This window comes from Pseudomonas sp. Hz4, assembly GCF_054898165.1.
In genome coordinates, this window is sequence record NZ_CM142719.1 from 1,821,604 (window position 1) to 1,846,332 (window position 24,729).

The window sequence follows — 24,729 nt, forward strand, 5'->3', positions numbered from 1 at the left end:
GACTGCCGCACTTTCGCCTTTCACGCCAGTCGCAGATAGCCGAAAGGCCTGCACTACTGCACCCAGCGCTGCAGAATTTGCTGCAGATCAGTGCGTTTGAAGGGCTTGGCCAGGTAATCGTTCATTCCCGCCGATAAACAGGCTTCACGGTCGCCCTGCAAGGCGTTGGCGGTCAGGGCAATGATCGGCAAGTCAGCGCAGCCGGGCAACTGGCGAATCTGTCGGGTGGCTTCATAGCCATCAATGATGGGTAGTCGGCAGTCCATCAGAATGGCTTCGAAAATCAGACTCTCGGCACTGCGCACCGCCTGCGCGCCATCGGTGGCGACGCTGACAGTAAAGCCCAGACTGCGCAACATTGCTTCGATGACCGTCTGGTTGACCGGATTGTCTTCCACCAGCAACACGTTGCGCCCTTCGCCATCACCGTTGCCAGTCAGTGTGCGCGGCGCCAATACCGGCAGCGTCTGTTTATAGAGTGCCAGCGGAATTTCCAGGGTGAACACCGAGCCGCGACCTTCCTCACTCTGGGCGCGCAACGTGCCGCCCATGCGTTCCGCCAGGGTGCGAGCAATCGGCAGGCCCAGCCCGGTGCCACCGTAACGCCTCGAGATAGAACTGTCGGCCTGCTGGAAGGCGTTGAACATCAATTCCAGGCTTTCGGCCGAAATACCAATCCCGCTGTCGCGCACGGTGCAGGTGAACCACAGCAGTTCGTGATCCAGCGACTGCCATTGCGGTTCGATGCTGACACGGCCTCGTTCGGTGAATTTCAGCGCATTGCCGACCAGGTTGACCAGGATCTGCCGGATGCGCGTCGGGTCGCCCTGCACCTGCAACGCGCGCATGTCCTCGGGGATCTGTAGCGTCAGGGTTAACCCGCGTTGCAGGGCGCTGTGCGTGAACGACTGGGCGCAACTGCCGATCAGGTCCGCGAGGTTGAACGCAATGTGCTCAAGCTCCAGTTCCGACCGCTCGATGCGCGAGAAATCGAGAATGTCGTTGATGACTTTGAGCAGGTGTTCGGTGGACTCCGAGGCGAGCGCCGCGTATTCGACCTGCTCCTCGGTCATCGCGGTGGTTTCCAGCAGTTGCAGCATGCCCAGCACGCCATTCATCGGCGTGCGCAGTTCGTGGCTCATCATCGCGAGGAAATCGGACTTGGCGTTGTTGGCCTTTTCCGCTTCCTCGCGCGTCTGGATCAACTGCGCCATCGCTTGATGCTGTTCGCGGCTGGCTTGTTCGAGGCCGTCGGCAAGGTTGTTGATGTGTTGCGACAACGCGCCCAGTTCGGTGTCGTCGACAATCGGCAGCGGCGTCTTGTAGTCGCCGTCCTGAATCGCCTTGACCGCGTTGCCGATGTCGCGGATCGGTTGCGAGAGGCTGCCGGCCAGTCGTCGGGCGACCAAAAAAGTAAATAGCAGGGCGACCAGCGCCAGAATCCCGGCCTTGAACAGGATTTCCTGTTGACGCTGGCTGAAGGCGTCATTGGACAGGCCGACGATCACTCGCCCCAGGTAATCCTCGGCGGGGGCCGTGTTGGCGACTTTGCTGCCCTGGAGGAAATCATTGTGCAGCGGGATTCGTTGCAGCCGCACCGGGGCTTGAAACACTTCAACCTGGTGCGAGCGGTTGTGGGTTTCCGACGGTTGCTCGACATACACCAGAATCCGGTTGGCGCTGTCCTGGACCTCCAGAAAGCGCACATTGGGCATGGCCAGGGTGGCCTTGAGCAAACTGTCGAGCACCTCGTTGTTGCCCGAGATCACCCCGTATTCGGTGGCCGGAGCCAGTTGGTTGGCAATCAGCTGCCCGGTGTGGTTGAGCTCCTGACGCAGGTCCTGAATCCGCACGAAGGTGAAGAAGCTGATCAACAGCAACGTCAGCAACAGGGCAGGGCCAAGACTGATGATTTGTGTGCGGGTGTTGATGTCCCAACGGCGACGGAAGGTCATGGGCGGTGTTCTCCTTCGGCCAACTGTGTTGCGACAGAGGCTTCATTCATCTGTTCAATTCCTAATGAACGAGCCACTTGTGGGTTACTTAAGACTTTGAAACGTTGCGGGTAGTGAGTGCGTGGCCATGTGGCCGGTGGCCGGTCGAGCAATTCGTCGAGTATCGCCAGCCAATCGCCCTGATCGCTGTAGGTGCTGGCCAGGCTTCCCGCCCTGACAAACCCGGCGTTAGGACCGATCAGCGCCAGTTGCCGTGCATAGCTGCTGAGCAACAGGTTCTTCGCGGTTTTCGGATTGTACAAATCGGGATCATCAAGGCCCAGTAACACGTCGCTGTTTTTCAGCAAGGTTTGCAGCGGCCGGTTGTCGCTGGTGTTATCCCAACGCTCGGTGACCACCTCAAGGCCCAGGTCGTGGGCGGCCTGATGCAACTCTTTCAAGAGGAATTCGCTGTGGCTGTCGAAGAGCACACCGACCCGTTTGGCCTGAGGCAAAAGCAGTTGGGTCAGGCGCAATTGTCGGTCCAGGGGCGGATCGCTCCAGAGCAGGCTGAGGCGCGGGGGCAGGGTGGCGCCCAGATGCTGACGGGCTTGCAGGCGGCTGATGCGCAGCACCAGCGTCGCCGGACCTTTGGCGTCTTGCAGGCGCCAGTCGAGGCTTGGCAGGTCGAGCAGAATCAAAAGGGTGCTGGCAGGCAGTTTGCCCGGCGCCGGCAGACTGGCCAGTGGCTGAAAGCGCACGTTATCGGCCGGCCGCACTTCACTCAGGGCCTGGGTGAAGGATTGCATGCCCGGGCTGTCCTCGACGCCGGTCAGCAAAATATCCGCGGCGGTGGCCTCCAAGGGGCTCAGCAGGCCGGCAAACACCAGGCACAACCCGGCCAGCAGGCGGCCAAGGATTGGCGTCTTCGGTGACGGGCGATGCAGCATCTTAGAACGCCAGCTCCGCGCTGATGTAAAGCACGCGGCGCTCGTCGTAGTTATTGTCGACGAAGGTCGTGGGGTGGCTGTCGAGGCGTTGCTGGAGCACACCCGCCAATTCCAGGCTGGCCTTGCCCAGGCCGATGCGTTTGGCGATGCGTGTGTCGACCCGTTCAAAGCGATAGCCGTTCAGGGCATCGTCACCATAGTAGAAGAGCGCGCTGTTCCAGCCATGGCCCCAGTTGCGCAGCCAACCGGCGGAACCGCTGTTTCGGGCCGTCTGTTGCGCATCCTGCGGATTGCTCGTCTCGGCGTCGACGTAGGCATACGTCAGGCGCAGGCGGTCGGCGCTGCTGATTCGCCAGTCGAGCTGAGTTTCGGTCCCGGAGAAGCGCGAGCTGTTTGAGTTGCTGGCAATGTACTGATTGTTGCGCAGCGGTTCGCTGATCATCCCGGTGATTTCGTCGTAGAACAGCTTCACATCGACTGCCAGTCCCCACTCGGCAAAATAGCCGTTGTAGCCCAGTTCCCGAGAGCGCATGTGCTCCTGTTCGAGGTCGCCGGGGCCGCGGGTCTTGACAAAATAACGGGCACTGGACTGGCCATAGGCACTGGGCCGCAGGTTTGTTACCCGATAACTCCAGTTGACGTTGTTCTCGAACATGTCCGGCGAGCGGATGGCTTCCGAGTACACCGCCCGCAGGCCATGGCGCGGATTGATCAGGTAATTGACCGCCATCCGCGGGGTGAGCGAACTGCCGATCAAGTGCGTGTCTTCGAACATCGCCCCGCCCTGCAGCAACCAATGCTCGGTGGCGCGCCACTCGAGTTGGCCGAACGCGCGCCAGGTGGTGTCGTCGAGGGTGCCATTGAAGTAAGTTTCGGAATCTGCCCGGTCGTAACGATAATTTATGCCGCTGACCCACCGCAGACTATCGGACAGACTGAGGGTGTCCTGCACTTCGAGGTCGTAGCGCGACTCCCGGGCGCTTTGGTCGATGTCACCGCAGAGGGTTTGTCGGGCGCCGTTTCGCCATTGGTCCAGCACTTGATTGGCCAGTGCACGTTGGGCCGGGTCACCGGCTGGCGCGCCGGGGCCGGTGTAGCGCTCCATGTTGCGCGCCAGGCGTTCGGTGTAATTGGGGTTGAGCTGCCAGAGCTCGGTCAACTGCGGGCTGAACGAAACCTCGGCATCGCAGGCACGCCAGGTTTGCTGACGATCCCAGTGTTGCGCCGAGCCCTGGATGTAAAGGCTGTGATCGGGATCGATGTCGAGGTTCCAGCGCAGCGAGCCAGCGTAGTCCTTGGCGATGACGTCGGAATTGTTCCCGGCAGCGGTAATCCCCGAGAAGACCGGGCGGTAGGTATACGGCCGCTGGTTGGTCCCGTCCTTGGCATTCAATTGCCAGTCGATGCTCTGGTTTTCATTGAGCGTCTGGCTGACCGCGAGGTTGAAGCGATTCAAGTGGCGGCTGTCGCGGTAATCGGCGCCGTTACGGTTCGAGTCGAAGCCGTCGTCTTGTTGACCGGACAGTGACAGGCGCAGGTCGCCGCCGTCCCAGCCCACACCCTGGCTGGCGTAAAAGTCGTCGATGCCGCGCTGTCCACGGGTGACTTTCAGCCGCGTGCCGTGGCTGTCGGCAGGATTGCGCGTGATGATGTTGACGACCGCCATCAGCGCATTGGCGCCATAGCTGACCGTGTTCGGGCCGCGGAAAACTTCGATGCGTTCGATGTCTTCCATGGCCACCGGAATGTCACTCCAGTCCACTGTGGCCAGGCCTGCGCGGTACACCGAGCGGCCATCGATCAACACTTGCAGGCGTCGCGCTTCGGTCGCGTTGGTGCCGTGATAATTCACCGTCGCCTGGTTACCACTGATGTTGCCGACCATCATCCCCGGCACCAGTCGCAGCAACTCGCTGATGTCACGGGCACCACTGGCGTTGATCAGTTCGCTGTCGATCACCGTCATGCTTCCCGGCACTGCGGCCGGCGATTGCTTAAGCCGCGTCGCGGTCAGCACTTGCGGCAGCGGCTCGCTGTCCAGAAACAAGTCGTCGGCGAGCAATGGCGAGCTGAAGATCAGCGCCAGTACCAGCGGCGAGCGAGGTGATGGGGAACCAGATGACACAACACATCCTTGATAGCGAACAATTGGCGCGCATGTTAACCGAGCGCAATGACTTTTCCAGTCACGTTGTGGGCATTTTCGTCGGTTTTCTTGGTCTTCTTCCTACAAGTGCCGGTAATTGATACGGGGACTGGCCGCCACTGGGCCGCTCCGTATAATGCCGTCATCGCCACTGCTATGGATTAACGGATTGCATATGACTGAACAGCGCCCAATTGCGGTCCTGGGAGGCGGAAGTTTTGGTACCGCCGTGGCTAATCTGCTGGCCGAGAACGGGCATCAGGTGCGGCAGTGGATGCGAGACCCTGAACAGGCCGAGGCCATTCGAGTCAATCGCGAGAACCCGCGTTACCTCAAAGGCATCAAGATTCTTCCGGCCGTCGAACCTGTCACGGACCTGCTGGCCACTCTGGAAGCTTGCGACCTGTGCTTTGTCGCGTTGCCGTCCAGCGCACTGCGCTCGGTGCTGGCTCCTCACGCCGCACGTTTGAGCGGCAAGTTGCTGGTGAGCCTGACCAAAGGCATCGAAGCCCACACTTTCAAACTGATGAGCGAAATCCTCGAAGAGATCGCCCCGCAAGCGCGCATCGGTGTGCTGTCCGGGCCGAACCTGGCGCGTGAAATCGCCGAACACGCGCTGACCGCCACAGTGGTCGCCAGCGAAGACGAAGAGCTTTGCCAGCGAGTTCAGGAAGCGCTGCATGGCCGGACCTTTCGTGTGTACGCCAGCGCCGACCGCTTCGGCGTAGAGTTGGGCGGCGCGTTGAAAAACGTCTACGCGATCATTGCCGGCATGGCCGTGGCGCTGGGCATGGGCGAAAACACCAAAAGCATGCTGATCACCCGGGCGTTGGCGGAAATGACCCGCTTTGCGGTGAATCAGGGCGCCAACCCGATGACCTTCCTCGGTCTGGCGGGCGTCGGCGATCTGATCGTCACCTGCTCGTCGCCGAAAAGCCGTAACTACCAGGTCGGGTTCGCCCTCGGCCAGGGTTTGAGTCTGGAAGATGCAGTAACGCGCCTGGGCGAAGTGGCCGAAGGGGTGAACACCCTCAAGGTGCTCAAGGCCAAGTCCCAGGAGGTGGGCGTGTATATGCCGCTGGTCGCCGGGCTCCATGCCATCCTGTTCGAAGGGCGCACGCTGGAGCAGGTGATCGGTCTATTGATGCGTGCAGAACCGAAAACCGACGTCGATTTCATTTCCACCAGTGGTTTCAACTGAGCACTCAATTGACAAGGGCAGGGAGCGAGACATGAACGATCCGAAAGAAGAAGCCAAGTACGAATCCATCCTGCTGCGTGTGGTGTGGATGATTGTCTACGTGCTGGTCTGGCAAGTGGCGCAATTCATCCTTGGCGCCGTGGTGCTGGTGCAGTTGATCTATCGTTTGATCTATGGCGCCCCAAGCGCCAGCCTGATGAATTTCGGCGACAGCCTGAGCCAGTTTCTGGCGCAGATCGGTCGTTTCGGCAGTTTCCACAGCGACCAGAAACCCTGGCCGTTCGCCGACTGGCCGACGCCGCGTACACCGGAAGGTGAAGCGCCGCACGCTGTGGCGCCAGCCCCGCATCCGGTACGAGATGAGGAACCGAAACTATGAAACTCTGGGTATTGCGTCATGGTGAAGCTGAACCACACGGCAAACGTCCCGATTCCGAGCGGGCACTGACGGCCCACGGTCGTGAAGAAGTGCTGCGCACTGCCGCCGAGTTGATCGGCCAGCCGCTTTCCGCGATCTATGCCAGTCCTTTCCTGCGAGCGCAGGAAACCGCGATGCTGGTACGTGAAGCGCTGGGTTTCCAACCGGAGATTCGCACCGTCGAGTGGCTGACCCCCGACAACCGCCCGCAAGCGGTGGCGGAGCAGTTGGTGTCTGTCGATCACGCGTTGCTGGTCAGTCATAACCCGCTGGTGGGCAACCTGTTGGGTTACCTTCAGCACGGTCATGTGCAGGACCCGGAAGCGGTCCCCACCGCCGGCCTTGCCGAGCTTGAAGGCGAAGGGCCGTTGGCCGGAGCGATGAAGCTCAACGGCATAAAACACCCCTGATCCCGCTTTTGTGGGAGCGTGGCTTGCCCGCGATGGCATCGACTTGGCCTGCCTGATGCACCGCAACGCCTGCATCGCGGGCAAGTCGAATCGTCGCACCGCCGCTCCCACAGGGTCTGCGGTGCTGCCGATTTCTGTATGAAATAGTCAACCGAGCAACTGCTTGGTTGACTACGCTTGCTCCAGACCAAAAATAAAGGAGCGAGTCGCATGTCTGCTGCTTTTCGTTTGCCGCTGGACGTTTTCTACGAGCGTGAAGCGCGCCATCCCCGCCAGCGCTTTTTGGTCCAGCCCACGGGCGGCGGGCAAGTCGAGACGCTGACCTGGGAAGACGTCGGGCATCAGGCCCGTTGCGCCGCACACTGGCTGCGCGCGCGCGAACTGCCACAAGGCAGCCACATCGCCCTGATCTCGAAAAACTGCGCGCACTGGATCATCGCCGACCTGGCGATCTGGATGGCCGGCCATGTGTCGGTGCCGCTCTACCCAAACCTCACCGCCGAGACCGTGGCTCAGGTTCTTGAGCATTCGGAAGCGGCGCTGGTGTTCATCGGTAAACTCGATGACTGGCCAGGCATGTCTCGCGGCGTCAGCGCTGATCTGCCGACGATCAGCCTGCCGTTGCATCCGCCCGGCACGTTCGATTTCAGCTGGGCCGACCTGCAAAAGAGCTCACCGATCCAGGACGATCCCAAGCCGTCCGCCGACCAGTTGGCGACCATCATTTACACCTCCGGCACCACCGGCATGCCCAAAGGCGTGATGCATAGCTTCGCCAATCTGGGGTTTGCCACCACGCGCGGCACGCAGTTGTTCGGCCTGAATGAGTCGGATCGGCTGCTGTCCTACCTGCCGCTGTGCCATGTCGCCGAGCGGATGTTCGTTGAGCTGGCGTCGATCTACACCGGGCAAACGGTATTTTTTGCCGAGAGCCTGGACACCTTCCTCGCCGATTTGCGCCGTGCACGACCGACCGCGCTGTTTGGCGTGCCGAGGATCTGGACCAAATTCCAGATGGGCGTGTACAGCAAGATCCCGGCAAAGCGTCTCGACTTCCTGCTCGGTCTGCCGATCATCGGCCAGCGGATAGGGCACAAAGTCCTCGTCGGGCTCGGGCTGGATGCCTTGCGCATCGCCTTGTCCGGCGCCGCGCCAGTGCCGCAGACCTTGCTGTTGTGGTACCGCAAACTGGGCCTGGATGTGCTGGAGGTCTACGGCATGACCGAAAGCTGCGGCTATTCCCACGTTTGCCTGCCGGGCCAGAACAAACCCGGCTGGATCGGCAAGCCATGCCCAGAAGTTGAGGTGCGGATCGCCGAGTCGGGCGAGGTTATGGTGCGCAGTGGTGCGACCATGCTCGGGTATTTCAAAGAGCCTGAGAAAACCGCGGAAACCATCACCGAGGACGGCTTCCTGCGCACCGGTGACAAGGGCGAGGAAGACGCCGAAGGTAACCTGCGCCTGACCGGGCGCCTGAAAGAGATTTTCAAGACCAGCAAAGGCAAATACGTCGCCCCGGCGCCGATCGAAAATCGGCTGGCGGTGCATTCGCGCATCGAGCAGGTGTGCGTGGTGGGCGATGGCTTGAGTGCGCCGCTGGGATTGTGCGTGCTCTCGGCGGTCGGTCAGCAGGACGCCAGCGGACCGGCGAGGGCGGGCCTGCATTCAAGCCTGGAAAAACTCTTGGAGGAGGTCAACGGAGTCCTCGACAAACATGAGCGCTTGCATCGATTGGTGGTGGTCAAGGACAGTTGGGCGGTGGAAAACGGCTTCCTGACGCCGACCCTGAAGATCAAACGCAACGTGATCGAAGCCGCGTACGGTGCCCGGTTCGAAGAATGGAGCGAGCGCAGTGAAGCGGTGCTGTGGCAGGATTGAGCCACGAATAAAACCAACAAAGGAAAGCAACGATGAGTCTGTGGCGCACCACTCCCAACGTCGAGCAGTTGAACGCAATCCAGAAAAACACCATTGGCGAAGTGCTGGATATTCGCTTTGAAGCCTTCGACGAAGAGTCCCTGACCGCGAGCATGGTCATCGACCACCGCACTCACCAGCCTTACGGTTTGCTGCACGGAGGCGCCTCGGTGGTGCTGGCCGAAACCGTCGGCTCGATGGCCAGTTACCTGTGCATCGATGCCAGCAAGTTTTACTGCGTAGGCCTGGAAATCAACGCTAACCATTTGCGCGGGCTGCGCAGTGGGCGGGTCACGGCGGTGGCCAAGCCGATTCACATTGGCCGCACGACGCATGTCTGGGATATCCGTTTGACCAGCGATGAGGGCAAGGCGAGTTGTGTGTCGCGGTTGACCATGGCGGTGGTGCCGTTGGGTGAGAATCCGCCCGCCCGCTGAAACGCAATAGAACTTCATCAGAATTGAGTTTTGCGACATGTCCCTGACCGGACTGTCATCATTCCTGGCACTTACAGTCATTGCTGTAGGCCCCAGTCTTACGGACAATCAACCCCTGTTCTAACTCACGGATCGACCGGTATGTCGCAGCAGATATTTTTCGCCCACGCCAACGGTTTCCCCTCGGGCACCTACGGCAAGTTGTTCGCGGCGCTGGCGCCCGAGTATCAGGTGACGCATCTGGAACAGCACGCCCACGACCCGCGTTTTCCGGCGGACGACAACTGGTACAACCTGGTGGACGAGCTGATTCATCACCTCAAGCAGCAACCGGAACCGGTATGGGGCGTCGGCCACTCCTTCGGTGGCGTGCTGCACCTGCACGCGGCGTTGCGCTGCCCCGAGCTCTATCGCGGCGTGGTGATGCTCGATTCGCCGGTGCTGACCCGTGCCGATCAATGGGTGATCCGTGCGGCCAAACGCTTTGGTTTCATCGACCGCCTGACTCCGGCCGGCCGTACGTTGGGGCGGCGCGAAGAGTTCGCCGATCTGGAAGCGGCTCGGCTGTATTTCGCTGGCAAAACCCTGTTCCGTGGCTTCGATCCGGAATGCTTCGACGCCTACCTGCAACACGGCTTGCACAAAGTGGGCGACACGCTGCGTTTGCGCTTCGACCCGGCCACGGAAATCAGCATCTACCGCGGCGTGCCGCACACCAGCCCCGGCCGCGCACGTCAGCTGAAAGTGCCGCTGGCCGTCGTTCGAGGGCACAAGAGCCGCGTGGTGATGCGTCATCACGCCAGTTCCGTCGGACGCATGCCGTTGGGCGAATCCTTGACCCTGCCCGGCGGTCACATGTTTCCCCTTGAGCGTCCCCAGGACACGGCCACGCTGCTGAAAAATCTGTTCAGCCGCTGGGAAGGGCGCCGCCAGGATTGCGCATGAGCAACGTCGTTGAGGAAGTCCGCCTTAGCCTGCCGCACATAGAGCTGGCAGCGCACCTGTTCGGCCCCGAAGACGGCATGCCGGTGATTGCTTTGCATGGCTGGCTGGACAATGCCAACAGCTTTGCCCGACTGGCGCCGAAGCTCAAAGGCTTGCGCATCGTTGCGCTGGACATGGCCGGTCACGGTCATTCCGGGCATCGTCCGACCGGTGCCGGGTACGCGCTGTGGGACTACGCCCATGACGTGCTGCAAGTCGCCGAACAACTGGGCTGGAAACGCTTCGCGCTGCTGGGGCATTCCATGGGCGCGATTGTTTCGCTAGTGCTGGCCGGTTCGTTGCCGGAGCGAGTGACCCATCTGGCGTTGATCGACGGCATCATTCCTCCTACAGACAAAGGCGAAAACGCTGCCGAGCGGCTGGGCATGGCCCTGCAAGCGCAGCTGAATTTGCGGGAGAAGCGCAAACCGGTCTACAACACGCTCGACCGGGCCATCGAGGCGCGCATGAAAGGCTTGGTTGCGGTCAGTCGCGAAGCCGCGGAGCTACTGGCTCAACGTGGATTGATGCCGGTGCCGGGTGGTTATACCTGGCGCACCGATAACCGCCTCACGTTACCGTCGCCGCTGCGTCTGACCACCGAACAGGCGATGGCCTTCGTCCAGCGGGTCAGTTGTCCTGCAAAACTGGTGGTGGCTGCCGACGGCATGCTCGCCAAACATCCCGAGTTGCTGGAGCGTCTACCCTTTAGCCGTGAACAGCTGCCTGGCGGCCATCATTTGCACCTGAATGACGAACCCGGCGCCGACCTTGTCGCAGACTGTTTCAATCGGTTTTTCGCCGCTCCTTGACTTGCGCCGGGCAACTGTCGAGGCTGGGCGGGTTGAAATGGGAGACAACCATGATAGATCTCTACACCGCTGCGACCCCGAATGGCCACAAGGTCTCTATCGTGCTCGAGGAACTCGGCCTGCCCTACACGGTGCACGCGCTGAGTTTCGACAAAAAGGAACAGAAGTCCGCGGACTTCCTCAAGATCAATCCCAATGGCCGGATTCCGGCGATTGTCGACCGCGCCAACGGCGATTTTGCCGTGTTCGAATCCGGCGCCATTCTGATATACCTCGCTGAGCTGAGCGGCAAACTGCTGTCCAAAGACCCTAAGGGGCGCTCGGTCGTGTTGCAATGGTTGATGTTCCAGATGGGTGGGATCGGCCCGATGCAAGGCCAGGCCAACGTGTTTTTCCGTTATTTCCCGGAGAGACTCCAAGGCGCCATCGACCGCTATCAACATGAAACCCGTCGCCTCTATGAAGTGCTCGACACGCGTCTGCAAGCCGTAGAGTTCCTTGCGGGCGCGTACAGCATTGCCGACATCGCTACTTTTCCGTGGGTTCGTGGCCACGAGTGGTCCGGTGTCGCGGTGGACGGCTTGCCAGCCTTGCAGCGCTGGATGGCGACCATGGAGGCGCGTCCGGCGGTGCAACGTGGTTTGCTGGTTCCCGAGCGCATCGATGATGCCAGTGTCGTCAAAGGTGCCCAGGCCATGCTGATCCGATGAGTCTATCCATGCGTTCACTCAGTCTGCTGGCGCTGTGTTGTTTCAGTCCCGTATTGTTTGCCGCCGATGTTCCGGGCAGTCAGGACCTGCTGATCGTGCCGCGTATGGCCGATGCCCAGATCGTCGACTATCGTCCGGTCGTCGAACTTGAGCGGATCTATCCACTGGGTTCAATCCGCAAAATCAGCGGCCAGTTACGTTTCGACGGTCAGGTCAGCGCTCGGGGGCAAACCACTTCGGTGACCTACGAGTTGCCACCGGAGCACTCTTCTACCGACGCCTTCACCGCCGCTCGTGAAGCCCTGCAGAAACAGGGCGCCGAGCTGCTGTTCTGGTGCCAGGCGCGTGATTGCGGCGAAAGCAGCCTGTGGGCCAATGAAGTCTTCAGCAACGCCAAGCTCTATGGCGCTGATGATCAGCAGGCGTATCTGCTGTTGCGTCTGGCGGCGCCACAAGACAACACGCTGGTAGCGCTTTACAGCATCACGCGCGGCAATCGCAAAGCCTATCTGCATGTCGAACAGTTCGACGCCGCTGCGCCGCTGGGCGATTTGCTGCCGACGTCTGCAACCTTGCTTCGGGAGCTCAAAAGCACCGGTGAGCTCGATTTTCCCAAACTGACCGGCGAGCCTGACGATACCTGGCTGCGCCTGATCTCCCGTGGATTGAATCTGGACACCACGTTGCGGGTCAGTGTTTCCGGGCCAAAGGCCGAAGCCTGGCGGCAGGCACTGACCGGGCAGGGTGTGCGTACCGCCAGGATGGAAGCCGGCAGCGTCGAGGGCGCAGGCTTGCACATCGAACTGTTGCGATAAGCTTTATCGGGTGAACGTGCAAGCCGCGTTCGCTTAATCTTTTGCTGACTGTTTTTTTTTTGAGATTTAGATGATCAATAACGATCGGCTGTTGGTGCAGATCCTGCTCCTGGTGCTGTTTGGCGCGAGCTTCTGGGTGATGGCGCCATTCTGGTCGGCGCTGTTCTGGGGTGCGGTGCTGGCGTTTGCCAGTTGGCCGCTGATGCGTTTGCTGACGCGTTGGCTCAATGGTCGCGAGTCGCTGGCGGCGGCATTGCTGACGCTGGGCTGGATGTTGCTGGTGGCGGTGCCGTTGGTGTGGCTGGGGTTCAACCTCGCGGACCATGTGCGCGATGCCACGGCGTTCGTCAAGGATGTGCAAGTCGATGGGCTGCCGCAAGCGCCGACCTGGCTGGGCAGTGTGCCCTTGGTGGGTGAGCGGCTGGTGGGGATCTGGAACAGCATCGATCAGCAGGGCGCGGCGATGATGCTGGCGGTCAAACCTTATCTGGGCCAGGTCGGCAATTGGTTGCTGGCGCGCAGTGCGCAAATTGGTGGCGGGATTCTCGAGCTGACGTTGAGTATCGTTTTCGTGTTCTTTTTCTACCGTGACGGGCCGCGTCTGGCGTCGTTTGTCCATGGCTTGCTGGAACGGCTGATTGGTGACCGTGCCGGGTATTACATTGAATTGGTGGCGGGCACGGTTCAGCGGGTGGTGAACGGTGTGATCGGTACGGCAGCAGCCCAGGCGGTTCTGGCGTTGATCGGGTTCTTGATTGCCGGGGTTCCCGGGGCGCTGGTGTTGGGGATTGTTACATTTTTGCTGAGCCTGATTCCGATGGGACCGCCACTGGTGTGGATTCCGGCCACGGCGTGGTTGGCCTGGAAGGGTGAGTACGGGATGGCGGTGTTTCTCGGGATTTGGGGGGCGTTCATCATCAGTGGCGTCGACAACGTGCTCAAACCGTACCTGATCAGCCGGGGCGGCAATTTGCCGTTGGTGATTGTCCTGCTCGGGGTGTTTGGCGGGTTGATTGCCTTTGGGTTTATTGGCTTGTTCATCGGCCCGACATTGTTGGCAGTGGCCTACAGCTTGCTGACCGACTGGAGCAAGAGTCAGGCTCGGGTTGAGGATCGGCGCCCTTGATCGTTCCCACGCACTGCGTGGGAATGCCGCATGGGACGCTCCGCGTCCGCTTCGGGATGTGACGCAGAGCGTCACGGGATGCATTCCCACGCAGAGCGTGGGAACGATCAGGGCCTCTTCGCGGCAGGACTTAAGTGGCCACGTTCAGGTATTTGCCCACGGTCGCCACGTTGTCGAGCGAGTACTGCTTGCTCAGGTTAGCGATCATTTTGTTCAGGGCTTCGGTCACGTTCGACTGATCGGTGGAGCTGTCCGTGTTTCTCTCGCGGCCGGCTTGCAACGCCACTTTCAACTCATCGCTGCTGTCGTCGCTATCCAGCATTTTGAGCAACGCGGCGCTGGTGTCGGTGCTGGTCGATGACGTGCTGCTGGTCTGCAACGCGCTGCTCAGTTCGGTGGCGCTGACACTGCCGTCGCTGTCTGCATCGAGCTGGCTGAACAGTTCTTCGCTGGAGACTTGTTGAGGAGGCGGCGGAGGGGCCATCGCGGCCATTTCTTCACTGCTCAGGCTGGCGCTGTCGTCGCTGTCCAGGTCGGCGAAATTCTTGCTCAGACTGACCAGCAGACCGTCGTCGGTTTCCTGCGACAGGGCGCTCTTGAGTTCGTCCTGATCCACTGCGCCGTCGCTGTTGCTGTCGAGTTTGGCGAGCAGTTCTTTCTGAAATTGTTGACTGCGGGCGGTGTTGGTCGTGCTGTTGGTGCCGGTATAGCTCGTATAACTGCTGACGCTGGCGATCATTGCGCTCACTCCTCGGAATGGATAACCGGTGGGTGTACCGGCTTATGCAGCCTCAAGGGGCAAGTTGTCGTGGGTATGTGGGGTTTGTACCGAACGGTACACAGAGCGGCAATCAGGCTCGGGGCAGGCGAATCACTGCGGTCAAACCACCACCGGGCGTTTCTTCCAGGCTCAACTGACCGCCCAGCCGTTCAGCCGCCTCGCGGGCAATCGTCATGCCCAGCCCGACGCCACCGGAGTTGCGGTTGCGCGAACCTTCCAGACGAAAGAACGGCTCAAACACCGCTTCATGTTTATCCGCCGCGATACCCGGCCCATGGTCGATGACCCGGATCACCAAAGTTTCGCGAGTGTCTTGGAGCGTAATCACTGCCTGCCCGGCATAACGCAGGGCATTGTCCAGCAAGTTGTTGATGCACGAGCGCAAAGCCATCGGCTGCACTTGCAACGGTGCGCAGTGGCCGCTGGTGAGAACATCGGCGCCCTGGTCCTGGGCGTTTTCACTCAGGGATTCGACCAGCGCCTGCACATCCATCCATTGCGCCGATTCGCTGGTGCGCTGTTCGTGCAGGTAAGTGAGGGTGGCGTCGAGCATGCTGATCATGTCGTCCAGATCCTGACGCATCTGGCCTTGCAGTTTGTGGTCTTCGATCTGCTCCAGCCGCAACTTGAGCCGCGACAGCGGCGTGCGCAGGTCGTGGGAGACGGCGCCAAGCATCCGCGAGCGCTGCTGCACTTGTTCACGAATGCGTTGCTGCATCTTGTTGAACGTGTGCGCCGCTTGCCGTGCTTCCCGTGGGCCGGATTCATCCAGAGGCGGGCTGTCGAGGTTTTCGCTCAGCCGTTCGGCAGCATCGCTCAGTCGCTGGATCGGCCGGCTCAACAGTTTGGCGCCGTACCACGCGGCGATGATCAGCGAGACCAGTTGAAAGGTCAGTGGCACCAAAGGGCCGCCGAACCACGGTCGCGGTGGCCGATTTTCGAAGCGCGGGTCCCTCGGCGGGCGCTGTGCGTCGACGTTTTCGGAAAACCCCGGCGGTGGGGGCGGCGGCGGGCCGTAATAGTGAAACCAGAAAAACGCCAACAGGTGCGCCAGGATGATCGCCACCAGCAGCATGCCAAACAGGCGGCCGAATAGCGTATCGAAGCGTGCACGCATCAGCCGATATCTCTGGCGTCGAACAGATAACCCTCACCGCGAACGGTTTTGATCAGCTGCGGCGCTTTCGGATCATCACCGAGTTTCTGGCGCAGGCGCGAGACCAGCAGATCGATACTGCGATCAAAGGCTTCGATCGAGCGACCGCGAGCGGCGTCCAGCAGTTGTTCGCGGCTGAGTACCCGACGCGGACGCTCGATGAACACCCAAAGCAAACGGAACTCGGCGTTGGACAGCGGCACCACCAGGCCATCAGCGGCGATCAACTGACGCAGCACGCTGTTCAGGCGCCAGTTGTCGAAACGGATGTTGGCGCGCTGTTCAGTGCGATCGTCACGCACTCGGCGCAGGATGGTCTGGATGCGCGCCACCAATTCTCGCGGTTCGAACGGCTTGGCCATGTAGTCGTCGGCGCCCAGTTCCAGGCCGATGATCCGGTCGGTCGGTTCGCAGCGGGCAGTGAGCATCAGGATCGGGATGTCCGATTCGGCGCGTAGCCAACGGCACAGCGACAAACCGTCTTCGCCGGGCAGCATCAGGTCGAGCACCACCACGTCGAAATGTTCCACTTGCAGCGCCAGGCGCATCGCGGTGCCATCGGTGACGCCGCTGGCGTGAATGTTGAACCGGGCCAGGTAGTCGATCATCAGTTCGCGGATCGGGACGTCATCGTCGACGATCAGGGCGCGAATGCTCCAGCGTTTGTCGCCGCCGAGCGCTTTTTGATCATCGTTCACAGGTGCGTGGAGGTAGTGCATGCGTGCGTTCTTCTGCCAAGTAGGCTGCCAACCACAAAGATGGGCTGCGAGTAGTGGTTTCAGCATAGGCGTCCGACCCGGAGGCGGGAAGTGCTGTAAGGACGTGTTGCGGCTGCCGAAGGTAACGTTGAAGGGTGTTGCAGGCGTGTCATGTGTGTATCTGACTCGACACAATTGACGCAAGGGCTAGTCTTGCTTGAGCCGCCTCGACGAATTACCGATCATCGGGTCCCGCAGAGGCGCTGGTTCCGCTACAATGCGCGCCGATTTCGACCTGCCTGAGAGCCCACTCATGTCCGCCTGCCAGACTCCTATCATCGTCGCCCTGGATTTCCCCACCCGTGACGCCGCACTGAAGCTGGCCGATCAGTTGGACCCGAAACTGTGCCGGGTCAAAGTCGGTAAAGAACTGTTCACCAGCTGCGCTTCGGAAATCGTTGGCACCCTGCGTGACAAGGGTTTCGAAGTGTTCCTGGACCTCAAGTTCCATGACATCCCGAACACCACCGCCATGGCCGTCAAGGCGGCTGCGGAAATGGGCGTGTGGATGGTCAATGTGCACTGCTCCGGTGGTTTGCGCATGATGGCCGCGTGCCGCGAAGTGCTCGACCAGCGCACCGGTCCGAAACCGCTGCTGATCGGCGTGACCGTGCTGACCAGCATGGAGCGTGAGGATCTGGCGGGTATCGGTCTGGATATCGAGCCGCAGGAGCAAGTGTTGCGTCTGGCAGCGTTGGCGGAAAAAGCCGGGATGGATGGTCTGGTTTGCTCGGCTCTGGAAGCCCAGGCCCTGAAATCGGCACACCCGTCGCTGCAACTGGTGACCCCGGGGATTCGTCCGGCGGGCAGCGCCCAGGACGATCAGCGCCGCATTCTGACGCCGCGTCAGGCGCTGGATGCCGGTTCCGATTATCTGGTGATCGGCCGTCCGATCAGCCAGGCAGCGGATCCGGCCAAGGCGTTGGCCGCCGTAGTTGCCGAACTGGCTTAAGCAGCGCCTCCAAAACCATTCGCGGGCAAGCCTCGCTCCTACAAGTCATGGGTCGTGCACGGATTATGCGACCGACCCATGACTTGTAGGAGCGAGGCTTGCCCGCGAAGCTTTTAAACCTTCAACACCAACTTCCCGAAATTCTCGCCGCTGAACAACTTCATCAGCGTCTCCGGGAACGTCTCCAGTCCTTCAACAATATCTTCCTTGCTCTTGAGCTGCCCCTTGGCCATCCAGCCGGCCATTTCTTGCCCAGCGGCGGCGAACTGTGCGGCGTAGTCCATTACCACAAAGCCTTCCATCCGCGCGCGGTTGACCAGCAGCGCCAGGTAGTTGGCCGGGCCTTTGACCGCTTCCTTGTTGTTGTACTGGCTGATGGCGCCACAGATCACCACCCGCGCCTTCATGTTCAGACGGCTCAACACCGCATCGAGGATATCGCCGCCGACGTTATCGAAATACACGTCCACGCCTTTCGGGCATTCACGCTTGAGGCCGGCGTGGACGTCTTCGTTTTTGTAATCGATGGCACCGTCAAAACCCAGTTCGTCGATCAGGAACTGGCATTTGTCCGCACCCCCGGCAATACCGACTACGCGGCAACCTTTGATCTTGGCGATCTGCCCGGCAATGCTGCCCACGGCCCCCGCAGCACCTGACAACACTACGGTGTCACCTGCCTTTGGCGCGCCGACATCGAGCAGGGCGAAATAAGCGGTCATCCCGGTCATGCCCAGCGCCGACAAATAACGCGGCAGAGGCGCCAGTTTCGGATCGACCTTGTAGAAACCTCGTGGCTCGCCGAGGAAATAATCCTGCACACCCAGGGCACCGTTGACGTAGTCCCCGACCGCAAAGCCGGGATTATTCGAGGCAACGACTTTGCCTACACCCAATGCGCGCATCACTTCGCCGATACCGACGGGTGGAATGTAGGACTTGCCCTCGTTCATCCAGCCACGCATGGCCGGGTCCAGGGACAGGTATTCGTTTTTGACCAGTATCTGACCCGCTGCCGGTTCGCCGACCGGTACTTCTTGATAGGTGAAGGTCTCACGGGTCGCCGCGCCCACCGGACGTTTGGCAAGCAGGAACTGGCGATTGGTCTGGGTAGTCATGACAGGCACTCAAGATGAATGAAGACTTGTTGATAGACCTTCATGATCGATGCCGCAAGTTTGGCTGATGCGGCGAATGCACATCGATCCAGTGCAGTGATAGTCGGGCGGGCGGTTTTATCACTGTTACTCATGGGCGCCCAACCGGCCTTCTGATAGTGCTGCCGTGCCGCAGGCCCTTGTGGCTAGATTGAGAACACGCGATCCCCCCGCATCTTCTCTTCGAGGACATAACAATGAGCATGACGTTTTCTGGCCAGGTTGCCGTTGTGACGGGCGCCGCCAATGGTATTGGCCGCGCGACCGCCCAGGCGTTCGCCGCTGAAGGCTTGAAAGTGGTGGTGGCCGACCTGGACGCGGCAGGTGGTGAGGGCACGGTGGCGCTGATTCGTACCGCTGGCGGTGAAGCCACCTTCGTGCGCTGCAACGTCACGCTGGAAAGCGATGTAAAAAATCTAATGGACGAGGTGATCAGTACCTACGGCCGTCTCGACTATGCCTTCAACAACGCCGGCATCGAGATCGAGAAAGGCAAGCTGGCCGAAGGCACGGTCGATGAGTTCGACGCGATCATGGGCGTCAACGTCAAAGGCGTCTGGTTGTGCATGAAGTACCAGTTGCCATTGCTGCTGGCCCAAGGCGGCGGTGCAATCGTCAACACCGCTTCGGTAGCCGGCCTTGGGGCTGCGCCGAAGATGAGCATTTACGCGGCGTCGAAACACGCGGTGATTGGCCTGACCAAGTCGGCGGCCATCGAATACGCCAAGAAAAAGATTCGGGTGAACGCGGTGTGTCCGGCCGTGATCGACACCGACATGTTCCGCCGTGCCTATGAAGCCGACCCGAAGAAAGGTGAGTTCGCCAATGCCATGCACCCGGTCGGGCGCATCGGCAAGGTCGAGGAAATTGCCAGTGCGGTGCTGTACCTGTGCAGCGATGGCGCAGCGTTCACCACGGGGCATTCACTGGCGGTGGACGGTGGCGTGACAGCGTTCTGAAACCAGGCACTGCAACGTAGGAAAAAACCCGCATTTGTGCGGGTTTTTTTTCGGTTCCTTAAAGGGGGCGGACAATGTGTTTCAAATGGTTAGAAACGAGGGTTTTGGCGGCGTTGTCGCACAGCTCATCGACCGCTCCTGTGATTAACTGTTTCCCGCAAAACGGACAGGAGTTTGCTTGCTCATGGAGTTGAGAATCGATCGACGGGCATTGGTGCCGGTCGTACAGCAAATCGTCGACGCGCTAGCCTGCTGGCTTCGCCGTGGCGAGGTGCCGCCGGGGACGCGTTTGCCTTCCGTTCGGCAAATCGCCCGGATCAATTTGCTTAGTCAGTCCTGCGTCTTTGAAGCCTGTGAGCGTCTGGTGGCTCAAGGGGTGCTGGCGTCGCGTCATGGCGCCGGTTTCATTGTCGCCATTCCAGCACTGGCCACTCAGGTGCAACAGGATTGCCCCTGGTTCGAGGGGGCAGAAGTGAAGCAGGGCGACACCTCGGGCGAGCTCAAATTGGGTTGTGGTGGACTGCCCGAGAGCTGGCGCGAAACTGACGACCTTAGCTACGCGATCTGTCAGGTCAGCCGCACCGACATGGCTGGCTTGTTCAACTACAGCACGCCGCTGGGACTGCCAGCCTTGCGCCAGCAGATCCACAAACGCCTGAAGCAGCTGGATATTGTGGTTGAGGAAAGCCGGATCCTGACAACGGCGGGTGCCAGTCAGGGGCTTGACCTGATTGTGCGGACCTTGTTCAAGCCAGGTGATTGCGTGGTGGTAGAGAATCCCGGTTATTCCTTGCTGTTCGATCTGCTCAGGCTGCACGGTGTGAGCATGATCGAGGTGCCGCGAACCCCGCGCGGGCCGGACATTGAAGCGCTTGAGGCGCTGCTGGTGAAGGACCGACCTCGCGGGATATTCATCAATAGCTTCTATCACAATCCGACGGGCAGCAGCTTGGCGCCGGCGGTGGCGCAGCGGGTTCTGCAACTGGCCAAAACCTATGGCCTTCTGGTGATCGAAGACGACGTCTATGCGGATTTGCACAGCGGCCTCGGTACGCGGCTCGCTGCGCTCGATATTGATGACAACGTGATCTACGTCGGCAGCTATTCCAAAACCGTCAGCAGTTCGTTGCGGGTCGGTTTTGTCGTGGCCGGCGCCGGGGTTATTTCGCGTCTGGCCGAGGTCAAGATGATCAGCAGCATGGGTGCTTCACGGTTTTGCGAGTCGGTGCTGGCAAGCCTGTTGGCCAATGGTGCCTACCGCAAATTGGTACAGCGCCAGCGCCAGCGTTTGAGCAATGACAGGGAGGCGGCGTTGCAAGTGCTTGAAGACGCCGAGTGGGAGGTCTTTGGCAAGCCGGTCGGAGGCCTGTTCATTTGGGCGCGATCGCGTATGTCCGACTACGCTCAGGTGCGGACTCAGGCACAGCGCTTCGGTGTTCTGTTGTCTTCTGCGACGGCATTCAGTCCCACCGGAGAGGCCAATGACTGGCAGCGCATCAATGTGGCCTATGCCTGTGATCCGCGAGCCCGGGCATTTTTTCGAGCCACCGCTCTGGATCGACCTCAAGCGTTCTGAAAACGACGTGAGCGTAGCTTTTTGCCATTATTCAGACGCCAGAGACTTGTGTTGATACAGGCCCGTTGCGAATCTGCGTCAACAGACTATGTCAGGGGACTAAGTGCAATGATTTCGGCCGTGCAAGGACGTTTTGCCAACCTCGGTATGGCGAAAAAACTGGGTGTCGGGTTTGTACTGGTGCTGCTGTTGACAGCCTTGGTGGCGGCCATCGGCGTATGGTCCCTGCAAACCATCAGCCAGCGCTTCGACGGGCTCAAACAAATGTCGTCGCTCAACAGCGGTTTGCTCAAGGTGAGACTGCTCGAGCAGGAATACGCCTTGCACGGTAACCCCAAAACCGCCGATGCCTTGCGCGAGGGCGTTGACGGCCTGATCGCCCTGGCGACCCAACTGAAAGAGGCCTCTGCGGCCAACGTCCCGGTGATGAATGACGTCGAGCAGTCCTTGGGGGCTTATCGCAAGGCCTTTGACGAGTTCGTCTCGCTCAGCCAGGCCAAGGACCTGGCGCTGGAGATGGCCAGTTGGTCGGTGTCCAGCGTGGCCAATAACCTCGACGTGCTGCAGGCCGGGTTGGCCGATGACGGCGCTTATACGTTGAAGGAATCCGAAGGTAAGGACGGTGGACAGTTCATCGAACAAGCCAATCAGGTCAGCCAGGTGTCGCGGTTGATGTTGCAAGCGATGAACGAAGCACGTGTGCGCCTGGACCTGAGCCGCAAGGGCGACGACAGCGCGGGGCAGGGCAAGATTGAACAGGCTGACCAGGCACTGACCCAGGCCGAGCAACTGAAAACCACGGTCAAGGATGAGGGATACCAAACTGTCCTCAATGAAGTGGTCGGGCACATTGGTGGATTCAGCGAAAAGCTCGCCGAGTACACCGGCCTGCTGGCGCAAGAAAAGATCGTCTATCAACAGTTGCACCAGCGCGCTGCGCAGGTGGTGGAACGAGTGGATCAAGCCTATGTCGCCGAAGACCAGTCGATGCAGACGGAGCTGAAAAAGAACTCGCTATTAATCATCGGTTCCTCTGCGCTGGCGCTGTTGGTCGGGCTGATTGCGGCCTGGGTGATTACCCGGTTGATCGTGGCACCACTGCGCAGTGTGATCCGTGTTGCTCAACAGATTGCCTCTGGCGATTTGAGTGCGACGGTTGAGGTGACCCGTCGTGACGAGATCGGGCAGTTGATGCAGGCCATGCAACAGATGGGTGCCGGGCTGAGCAGTATTGTCAGCGGTTTGCAGACGGGCATCGAGCAGTTGGCCAGTTCAGCGCAGTCGCTGTCGGCGGTGACTGAGCAGACCAATCTTGAAGTCAGCAGCCAGAAGGAAGAAACCGAACAGGTCGCTACCGCGATGAATCAAATGACCGCCACCGTGCATGACGTTGCGCGGAACGCGGAGGAGGCGGCTCAGGCGGCTCAGACGGCGGATGGCAAGGTTGAAAGTGGCCAGCAGGTGGTGCGCCGGAGTATGGCGCGGATCGAGCAGTTGGCGGATTCAGCGACCTCGGCCAGTTCGAGTATCGAAAGCTTGAGTGCGGAAATTCAGAACATCGGTACGGTGCTGAGCGTCATCAAGAGTGTGGCCGAGCAGACCAATCTGTTGGCCCTCAACGCCGCCATTGAAGCGGCTCGAGCCGGCGAGCAGGGCCGGGGCTTTGCGGTGGTGGCCGATGAAGTGCGGGCACTGGCCAAGCGCACTCAGCAATCGACCGAGGAGATCGAGCGACTGGTGAGTGCCTTGCGCTCGGCGGCTCAATCTTCTGTTCAGCAGATTCAGAACAGTGGCGAGTTGGTGAAGCTGGCGGTGAGTGATGCGTTGCAGACTGAGAGCGCGCTGGGGAGTATTGCGGCGGCAGTGTCTTTGATTCAGCAGATGAATCAGCAGATTGCCGCGGCTGCCGAGGAGCAGAGTTCAGTGGCTGAGGAGATTAATCGCAGTGTCACGAGTATTCGGGCCAGCGCGGATCAGTCTTCGTTGGCGATGCAGGGGAATGCGGCTTCCAGTATTGAGTTGGCGCAGTTGGGGGTTGAGTTGAAGGGGATGGTGGGGCACTTTCGGCTCTGATTTTTGATGAGTACATATCCGTTGCTGCGGTAACGGCCGCTGGCGGTTTCGCCCTTACGGCAACTCACTTTTTTTTCAAACGCCAAAAAAAAGTAAGCAAAAAAAGGCTCGCCCCGAGCGTCCGGCCCCTCGCTAAGGCTCGGCGTTCCTTCGCTCCGGTATTCATCTGGGGGCATCGCCTCCGGTTGGCTTCGCTTCAACCTCCTCTCGATGTGTTCGACTGCGTCGAACGGCGCTACGCGCCTGCCCCCCAGATGAACACCTCCACTCAGCCTCCCGATGGGGCGGGTGGATCAAGATCAAGAGCTGCAGGCGAGCTAACGCTCGGCCTGTTGAGTGGTGGAGGGCGGCGGATTTACGCCGCTCCATGGTGGGAGCCGGGCTTGCCCGCGATGACGGCCTGATGGCTGACCTAACTTCCTGGGTGTACGCCAAACTCAACGCAAAAAAAAGCCACCTGTTTAGGTGGCTTTTCTGCTTTCTCTGATCAGTCGTAGATTGCTTTTTTCTTCCAGTCCGCATCGGCCTCGACGTCTTTGAGGCCTTCGGTCAGTTGGTTCATATCGCCTTCTACCGGGGCGATGTTGTCCATGACTTGGGCGTTGGCGCGAGCCAGGAGTTTTTCCAGGTATTCCAGCTGTTCGGCGTAGACCTGGGGTTCTTGTTGTTTGCGCAGGTATTGCACGCCGCGTTCGAACGCCAGGCGGGCCTGGCCGGGCTGGTTCTGTTGCAGGGCGTGCTGGCCGAGGTTGTTGAAGAATTCGATGTGCAGCAGGACGAGGATGTGGCGAACTTCGCGGATCCAGCGTTTGGCTTCGTTGGTGGGCAGGAAGCCGTCCTGTGCAGCACGGGTGATTTGGCCGTGCAAGGCTTCGAGCAGGAAGCGTACGTCCTTGGCTTTGGCTTCGGTCTGGATCGGTGCCGGCGGGTTGTTGACCGGGATCGATTCGCCCTGGCCAACCAAGGCGCTCAATTCGTCAATGCGAGCCTTGAGGTTGGAGCTGGTTTTTTCCAGATGGAGCAGGCGTTGGCAGACGTTCAGTTCCAGACGGGTCAACAGCAGCTTGAGTGCCGGTGTCATCAACTGGCCGGGAAAGGTCTCGGTGATTTCGCCGCAACGACGCAGACGATCGTTGAGCTCAACCTTGGTGCGGGCCTTTTCCAGCTTATTGTTTTCCACCACATGGTTCATGTAGCCAATGGCGATCAATAGTGCGATCCCGGCTACGACTAGCAGGGTGATCATGAGTGGTGTCACCGGTAAGACCTCTTTTTGGGGTTCGCGTGCGAGTGTAGTGGCTTGGCATTGGCACGCATAGCGCCGCTCAGCGAGTTGAATCGGCTACTGCACTGCCTGTATCGGCCGCGTTCCTGCTTATATAAGAAACAGCGTGCGAGGTGCACATTGCCATCATCTTGGCGTGGGTGGACTATAACGTCTTGGTGGATGTCAGAAT

At 60.2% G+C, this 24,729-nt stretch carries 22 protein-coding genes and 1 pseudogene; 15 read left to right on the forward strand and 8 right to left on the reverse strand.

From position 1 onward, the window contains the following. Nucleotides 1-53 precede the first annotated feature (53 nt). From ACYZTR_RS08160 to ACYZTR_RS08170, 3 genes are read right to left on the reverse strand one after another with little or no spacing between them, the layout of a single operon-like run. A complete protein-coding gene (locus ACYZTR_RS08160; RefSeq protein ID WP_461977890.1) occupies nt 54-1,955 on the reverse strand; it encodes an ATP-binding protein in 1,902 nt (633 codons plus the stop codon). Beyond that, nucleotides 1,952-2,884 (reverse strand): ABC transporter substrate-binding protein, encoded by a 933-nt coding sequence (locus ACYZTR_RS08165; RefSeq protein ID WP_461977892.1) that lies wholly within the window; start codon nt 2,882-2,884, stop codon nt 1,952-1,954. Before ACYZTR_RS08165 ends, ACYZTR_RS08160 begins: the two co-directional genes overlap by 4 nt. 1 nt (nt 2,885) lies before the next feature. Next, nucleotides 2,886-5,009 (reverse strand): TonB-dependent receptor plug domain-containing protein, encoded by a 2,124-nt coding sequence (locus ACYZTR_RS08170; protein ID WP_461977894.1) that lies wholly within the window; start codon nt 5,007-5,009, stop codon nt 2,886-2,888. Nucleotides 5,010-5,205: 196 nt separating this feature from the next. Here ACYZTR_RS08170 and ACYZTR_RS08175 point away from each other — a divergent pair, with 196 nt between their 5' ends. The 10 genes from ACYZTR_RS08175 to ACYZTR_RS08220 all read left to right on the forward strand — a co-directional run bounded on the left by ACYZTR_RS08175 (nt 5,206) and on the right by ACYZTR_RS08220 (nt 13,860). After that, entirely contained in the window at nt 5,206-6,231 is a 1,026-nt protein-coding gene (locus ACYZTR_RS08175; RefSeq protein WP_461977896.1) for an NAD(P)H-dependent glycerol-3-phosphate dehydrogenase, read from the forward strand. 31 nt (nt 6,232-6,262) lie between these two features. Further along, nucleotides 6,263-6,610 carry a DUF4389 domain-containing protein gene (locus tag ACYZTR_RS08180; RefSeq protein ID WP_461977898.1) on the forward strand — a complete coding sequence of 116 codons (348 nt, stop codon included), beginning with the start codon at nt 6,263-6,265 and terminating at the stop codon, nt 6,608-6,610. Continuing rightward, a complete protein-coding gene (gene sixA / locus ACYZTR_RS08185) occupies nt 6,607-7,059 on the forward strand; it encodes a phosphohistidine phosphatase SixA (protein WP_461977900.1) in 453 nt (150 codons plus the stop codon). The genes ACYZTR_RS08180 and sixA overlap by 4 nt, the downstream gene beginning before the upstream one ends. Before the next feature lie 210 nt (nt 7,060-7,269). Next, nucleotides 7,270-8,937, forward strand: coding sequence for an AMP-binding protein (locus tag ACYZTR_RS08190; protein ID WP_461977902.1), 1,668 nt, complete (start codon nt 7,270-7,272; stop codon nt 8,935-8,937). Between the two features lie 32 nt (nt 8,938-8,969). Next, complete coding sequence (locus tag ACYZTR_RS08195) at nt 8,970-9,413, forward strand: hotdog fold thioesterase (protein WP_109633914.1); 444 nt, start codon at nt 8,970-8,972, stop codon at nt 9,411-9,413. Nucleotides 9,414-9,554: 141 nt separating this feature from the next. Then, nucleotides 9,555-10,358 (forward strand): alpha/beta fold hydrolase, encoded by an 804-nt coding sequence (locus ACYZTR_RS08200; RefSeq protein WP_461977904.1) that lies wholly within the window; start codon nt 9,555-9,557, stop codon nt 10,356-10,358. Further along, on the forward strand, nt 10,355-11,209 hold the full coding sequence (locus tag ACYZTR_RS08205) for an alpha/beta hydrolase (protein ID WP_461977906.1): 855 nt from the start codon (nt 10,355-10,357) through the stop codon (nt 11,207-11,209). Before ACYZTR_RS08200 ends, ACYZTR_RS08205 begins: the two co-directional genes overlap by 4 nt. A 50-nt stretch (nt 11,210-11,259) precedes the next feature. Beyond that, nucleotides 11,260-11,919, forward strand: coding sequence for a glutathione S-transferase family protein (locus tag ACYZTR_RS08210; RefSeq protein WP_461977908.1), 660 nt, complete (start codon nt 11,260-11,262; stop codon nt 11,917-11,919). An 8-nt stretch (nt 11,920-11,927) separates the two neighbouring features. Then, nucleotides 11,928-12,734 (forward strand): DUF4892 domain-containing protein, encoded by an 807-nt coding sequence (locus ACYZTR_RS08215; protein WP_461977910.1) that lies wholly within the window; start codon nt 11,928-11,930, stop codon nt 12,732-12,734. A gap of 70 nt (nt 12,735-12,804) precedes the next feature. Further along, nucleotides 12,805-13,860 carry an AI-2E family transporter gene (locus ACYZTR_RS08220; protein WP_461977912.1) on the forward strand — a complete coding sequence of 352 codons (1,056 nt, stop codon included), beginning with the start codon at nt 12,805-12,807 and terminating at the stop codon, nt 13,858-13,860. A 130-nt stretch (nt 13,861-13,990) separates the two neighbouring features. On the opposite strand, the gene xopAW is transcribed toward ACYZTR_RS08220, so the two are convergent. From xopAW to ACYZTR_RS08235, 3 genes are all read right to left on the reverse strand, one after another. Then, nucleotides 13,991-14,599 (reverse strand): XopAW family type III secretion system calcium-binding effector, encoded by a 609-nt coding sequence (gene xopAW, locus ACYZTR_RS08225; RefSeq protein WP_461977914.1) that lies wholly within the window; start codon nt 14,597-14,599, stop codon nt 13,991-13,993. Between the two features lie 112 nt (nt 14,600-14,711). Beyond that, nucleotides 14,712-15,758, reverse strand: coding sequence for a sensor histidine kinase (locus tag ACYZTR_RS08230; protein WP_461977916.1), 1,047 nt, complete (start codon nt 15,756-15,758; stop codon nt 14,712-14,714). Continuing rightward, entirely contained in the window at nt 15,758-16,516 is a 759-nt protein-coding gene (locus tag ACYZTR_RS08235) for a response regulator (RefSeq protein WP_461977918.1), read from the reverse strand. Before ACYZTR_RS08235 ends, ACYZTR_RS08230 begins: the two co-directional genes overlap by 1 nt. 292 nt (nt 16,517-16,808) lie before the next feature. Between ACYZTR_RS08235 and pyrF the strand changes: the two genes are divergently transcribed. Further along, complete coding sequence (gene pyrF, locus ACYZTR_RS08240) at nt 16,809-17,507, forward strand: orotidine-5'-phosphate decarboxylase (RefSeq protein ID WP_008148060.1); 699 nt, start codon at nt 16,809-16,811, stop codon at nt 17,505-17,507. A 113-nt stretch (nt 17,508-17,620) separates the two neighbouring features. On the opposite strand, the gene ACYZTR_RS08245 is transcribed toward pyrF, so the two are convergent. Further along, nucleotides 17,621-18,625, reverse strand: a complete 1,005-nt coding sequence (locus ACYZTR_RS08245; RefSeq protein ID WP_461977921.1) for an NADP-dependent oxidoreductase — start codon at nt 18,623-18,625, stop codon at nt 17,621-17,623. 236 nt (nt 18,626-18,861) lie between these two features. On the opposite strand from ACYZTR_RS08245, the gene ACYZTR_RS08250 reads away from it, so the two are divergent. The 4 genes and pseudogenes from ACYZTR_RS08250 to ACYZTR_RS08265 all read left to right on the forward strand — a co-directional run bounded on the left by ACYZTR_RS08250 (nt 18,862) and on the right by ACYZTR_RS08265 (nt 23,272). Next, nucleotides 18,862-19,623, forward strand: coding sequence for an SDR family oxidoreductase (locus tag ACYZTR_RS08250; RefSeq protein WP_461977923.1), 762 nt, complete (start codon nt 18,862-18,864; stop codon nt 19,621-19,623). A 184-nt stretch (nt 19,624-19,807) separates the two neighbouring features. Then, complete coding sequence (locus ACYZTR_RS08255) at nt 19,808-21,199, forward strand: aminotransferase-like domain-containing protein (protein ID WP_461977925.1); 1,392 nt, start codon at nt 19,808-19,810, stop codon at nt 21,197-21,199. A 987-nt stretch (nt 21,200-22,186) separates the two neighbouring features. After that, nucleotides 22,187-22,411, forward strand: a pseudogene (locus ACYZTR_RS08260) (HAMP domain-containing protein); the annotation flags it as partial. Then, nucleotides 22,409-23,272 carry a methyl-accepting chemotaxis protein gene (locus ACYZTR_RS08265; RefSeq protein ID WP_461979624.1) on the forward strand — a complete coding sequence of 288 codons (864 nt, stop codon included), beginning with the start codon at nt 22,409-22,411 and terminating at the stop codon, nt 23,270-23,272. The pseudogene ACYZTR_RS08260 and the gene ACYZTR_RS08265, both read left to right, overlap by 3 nt. A 487-nt stretch (nt 23,273-23,759) precedes the next feature. Here ACYZTR_RS08265 and ACYZTR_RS08270 read toward each other — a convergent pair whose 3' ends face one another. Next, nucleotides 23,760-24,518, reverse strand: a complete 759-nt coding sequence (locus ACYZTR_RS08270) for a hypothetical protein (protein WP_461977927.1) — start codon at nt 24,516-24,518, stop codon at nt 23,760-23,762. Nucleotides 24,519-24,729 lie beyond the last annotated feature (211 nt).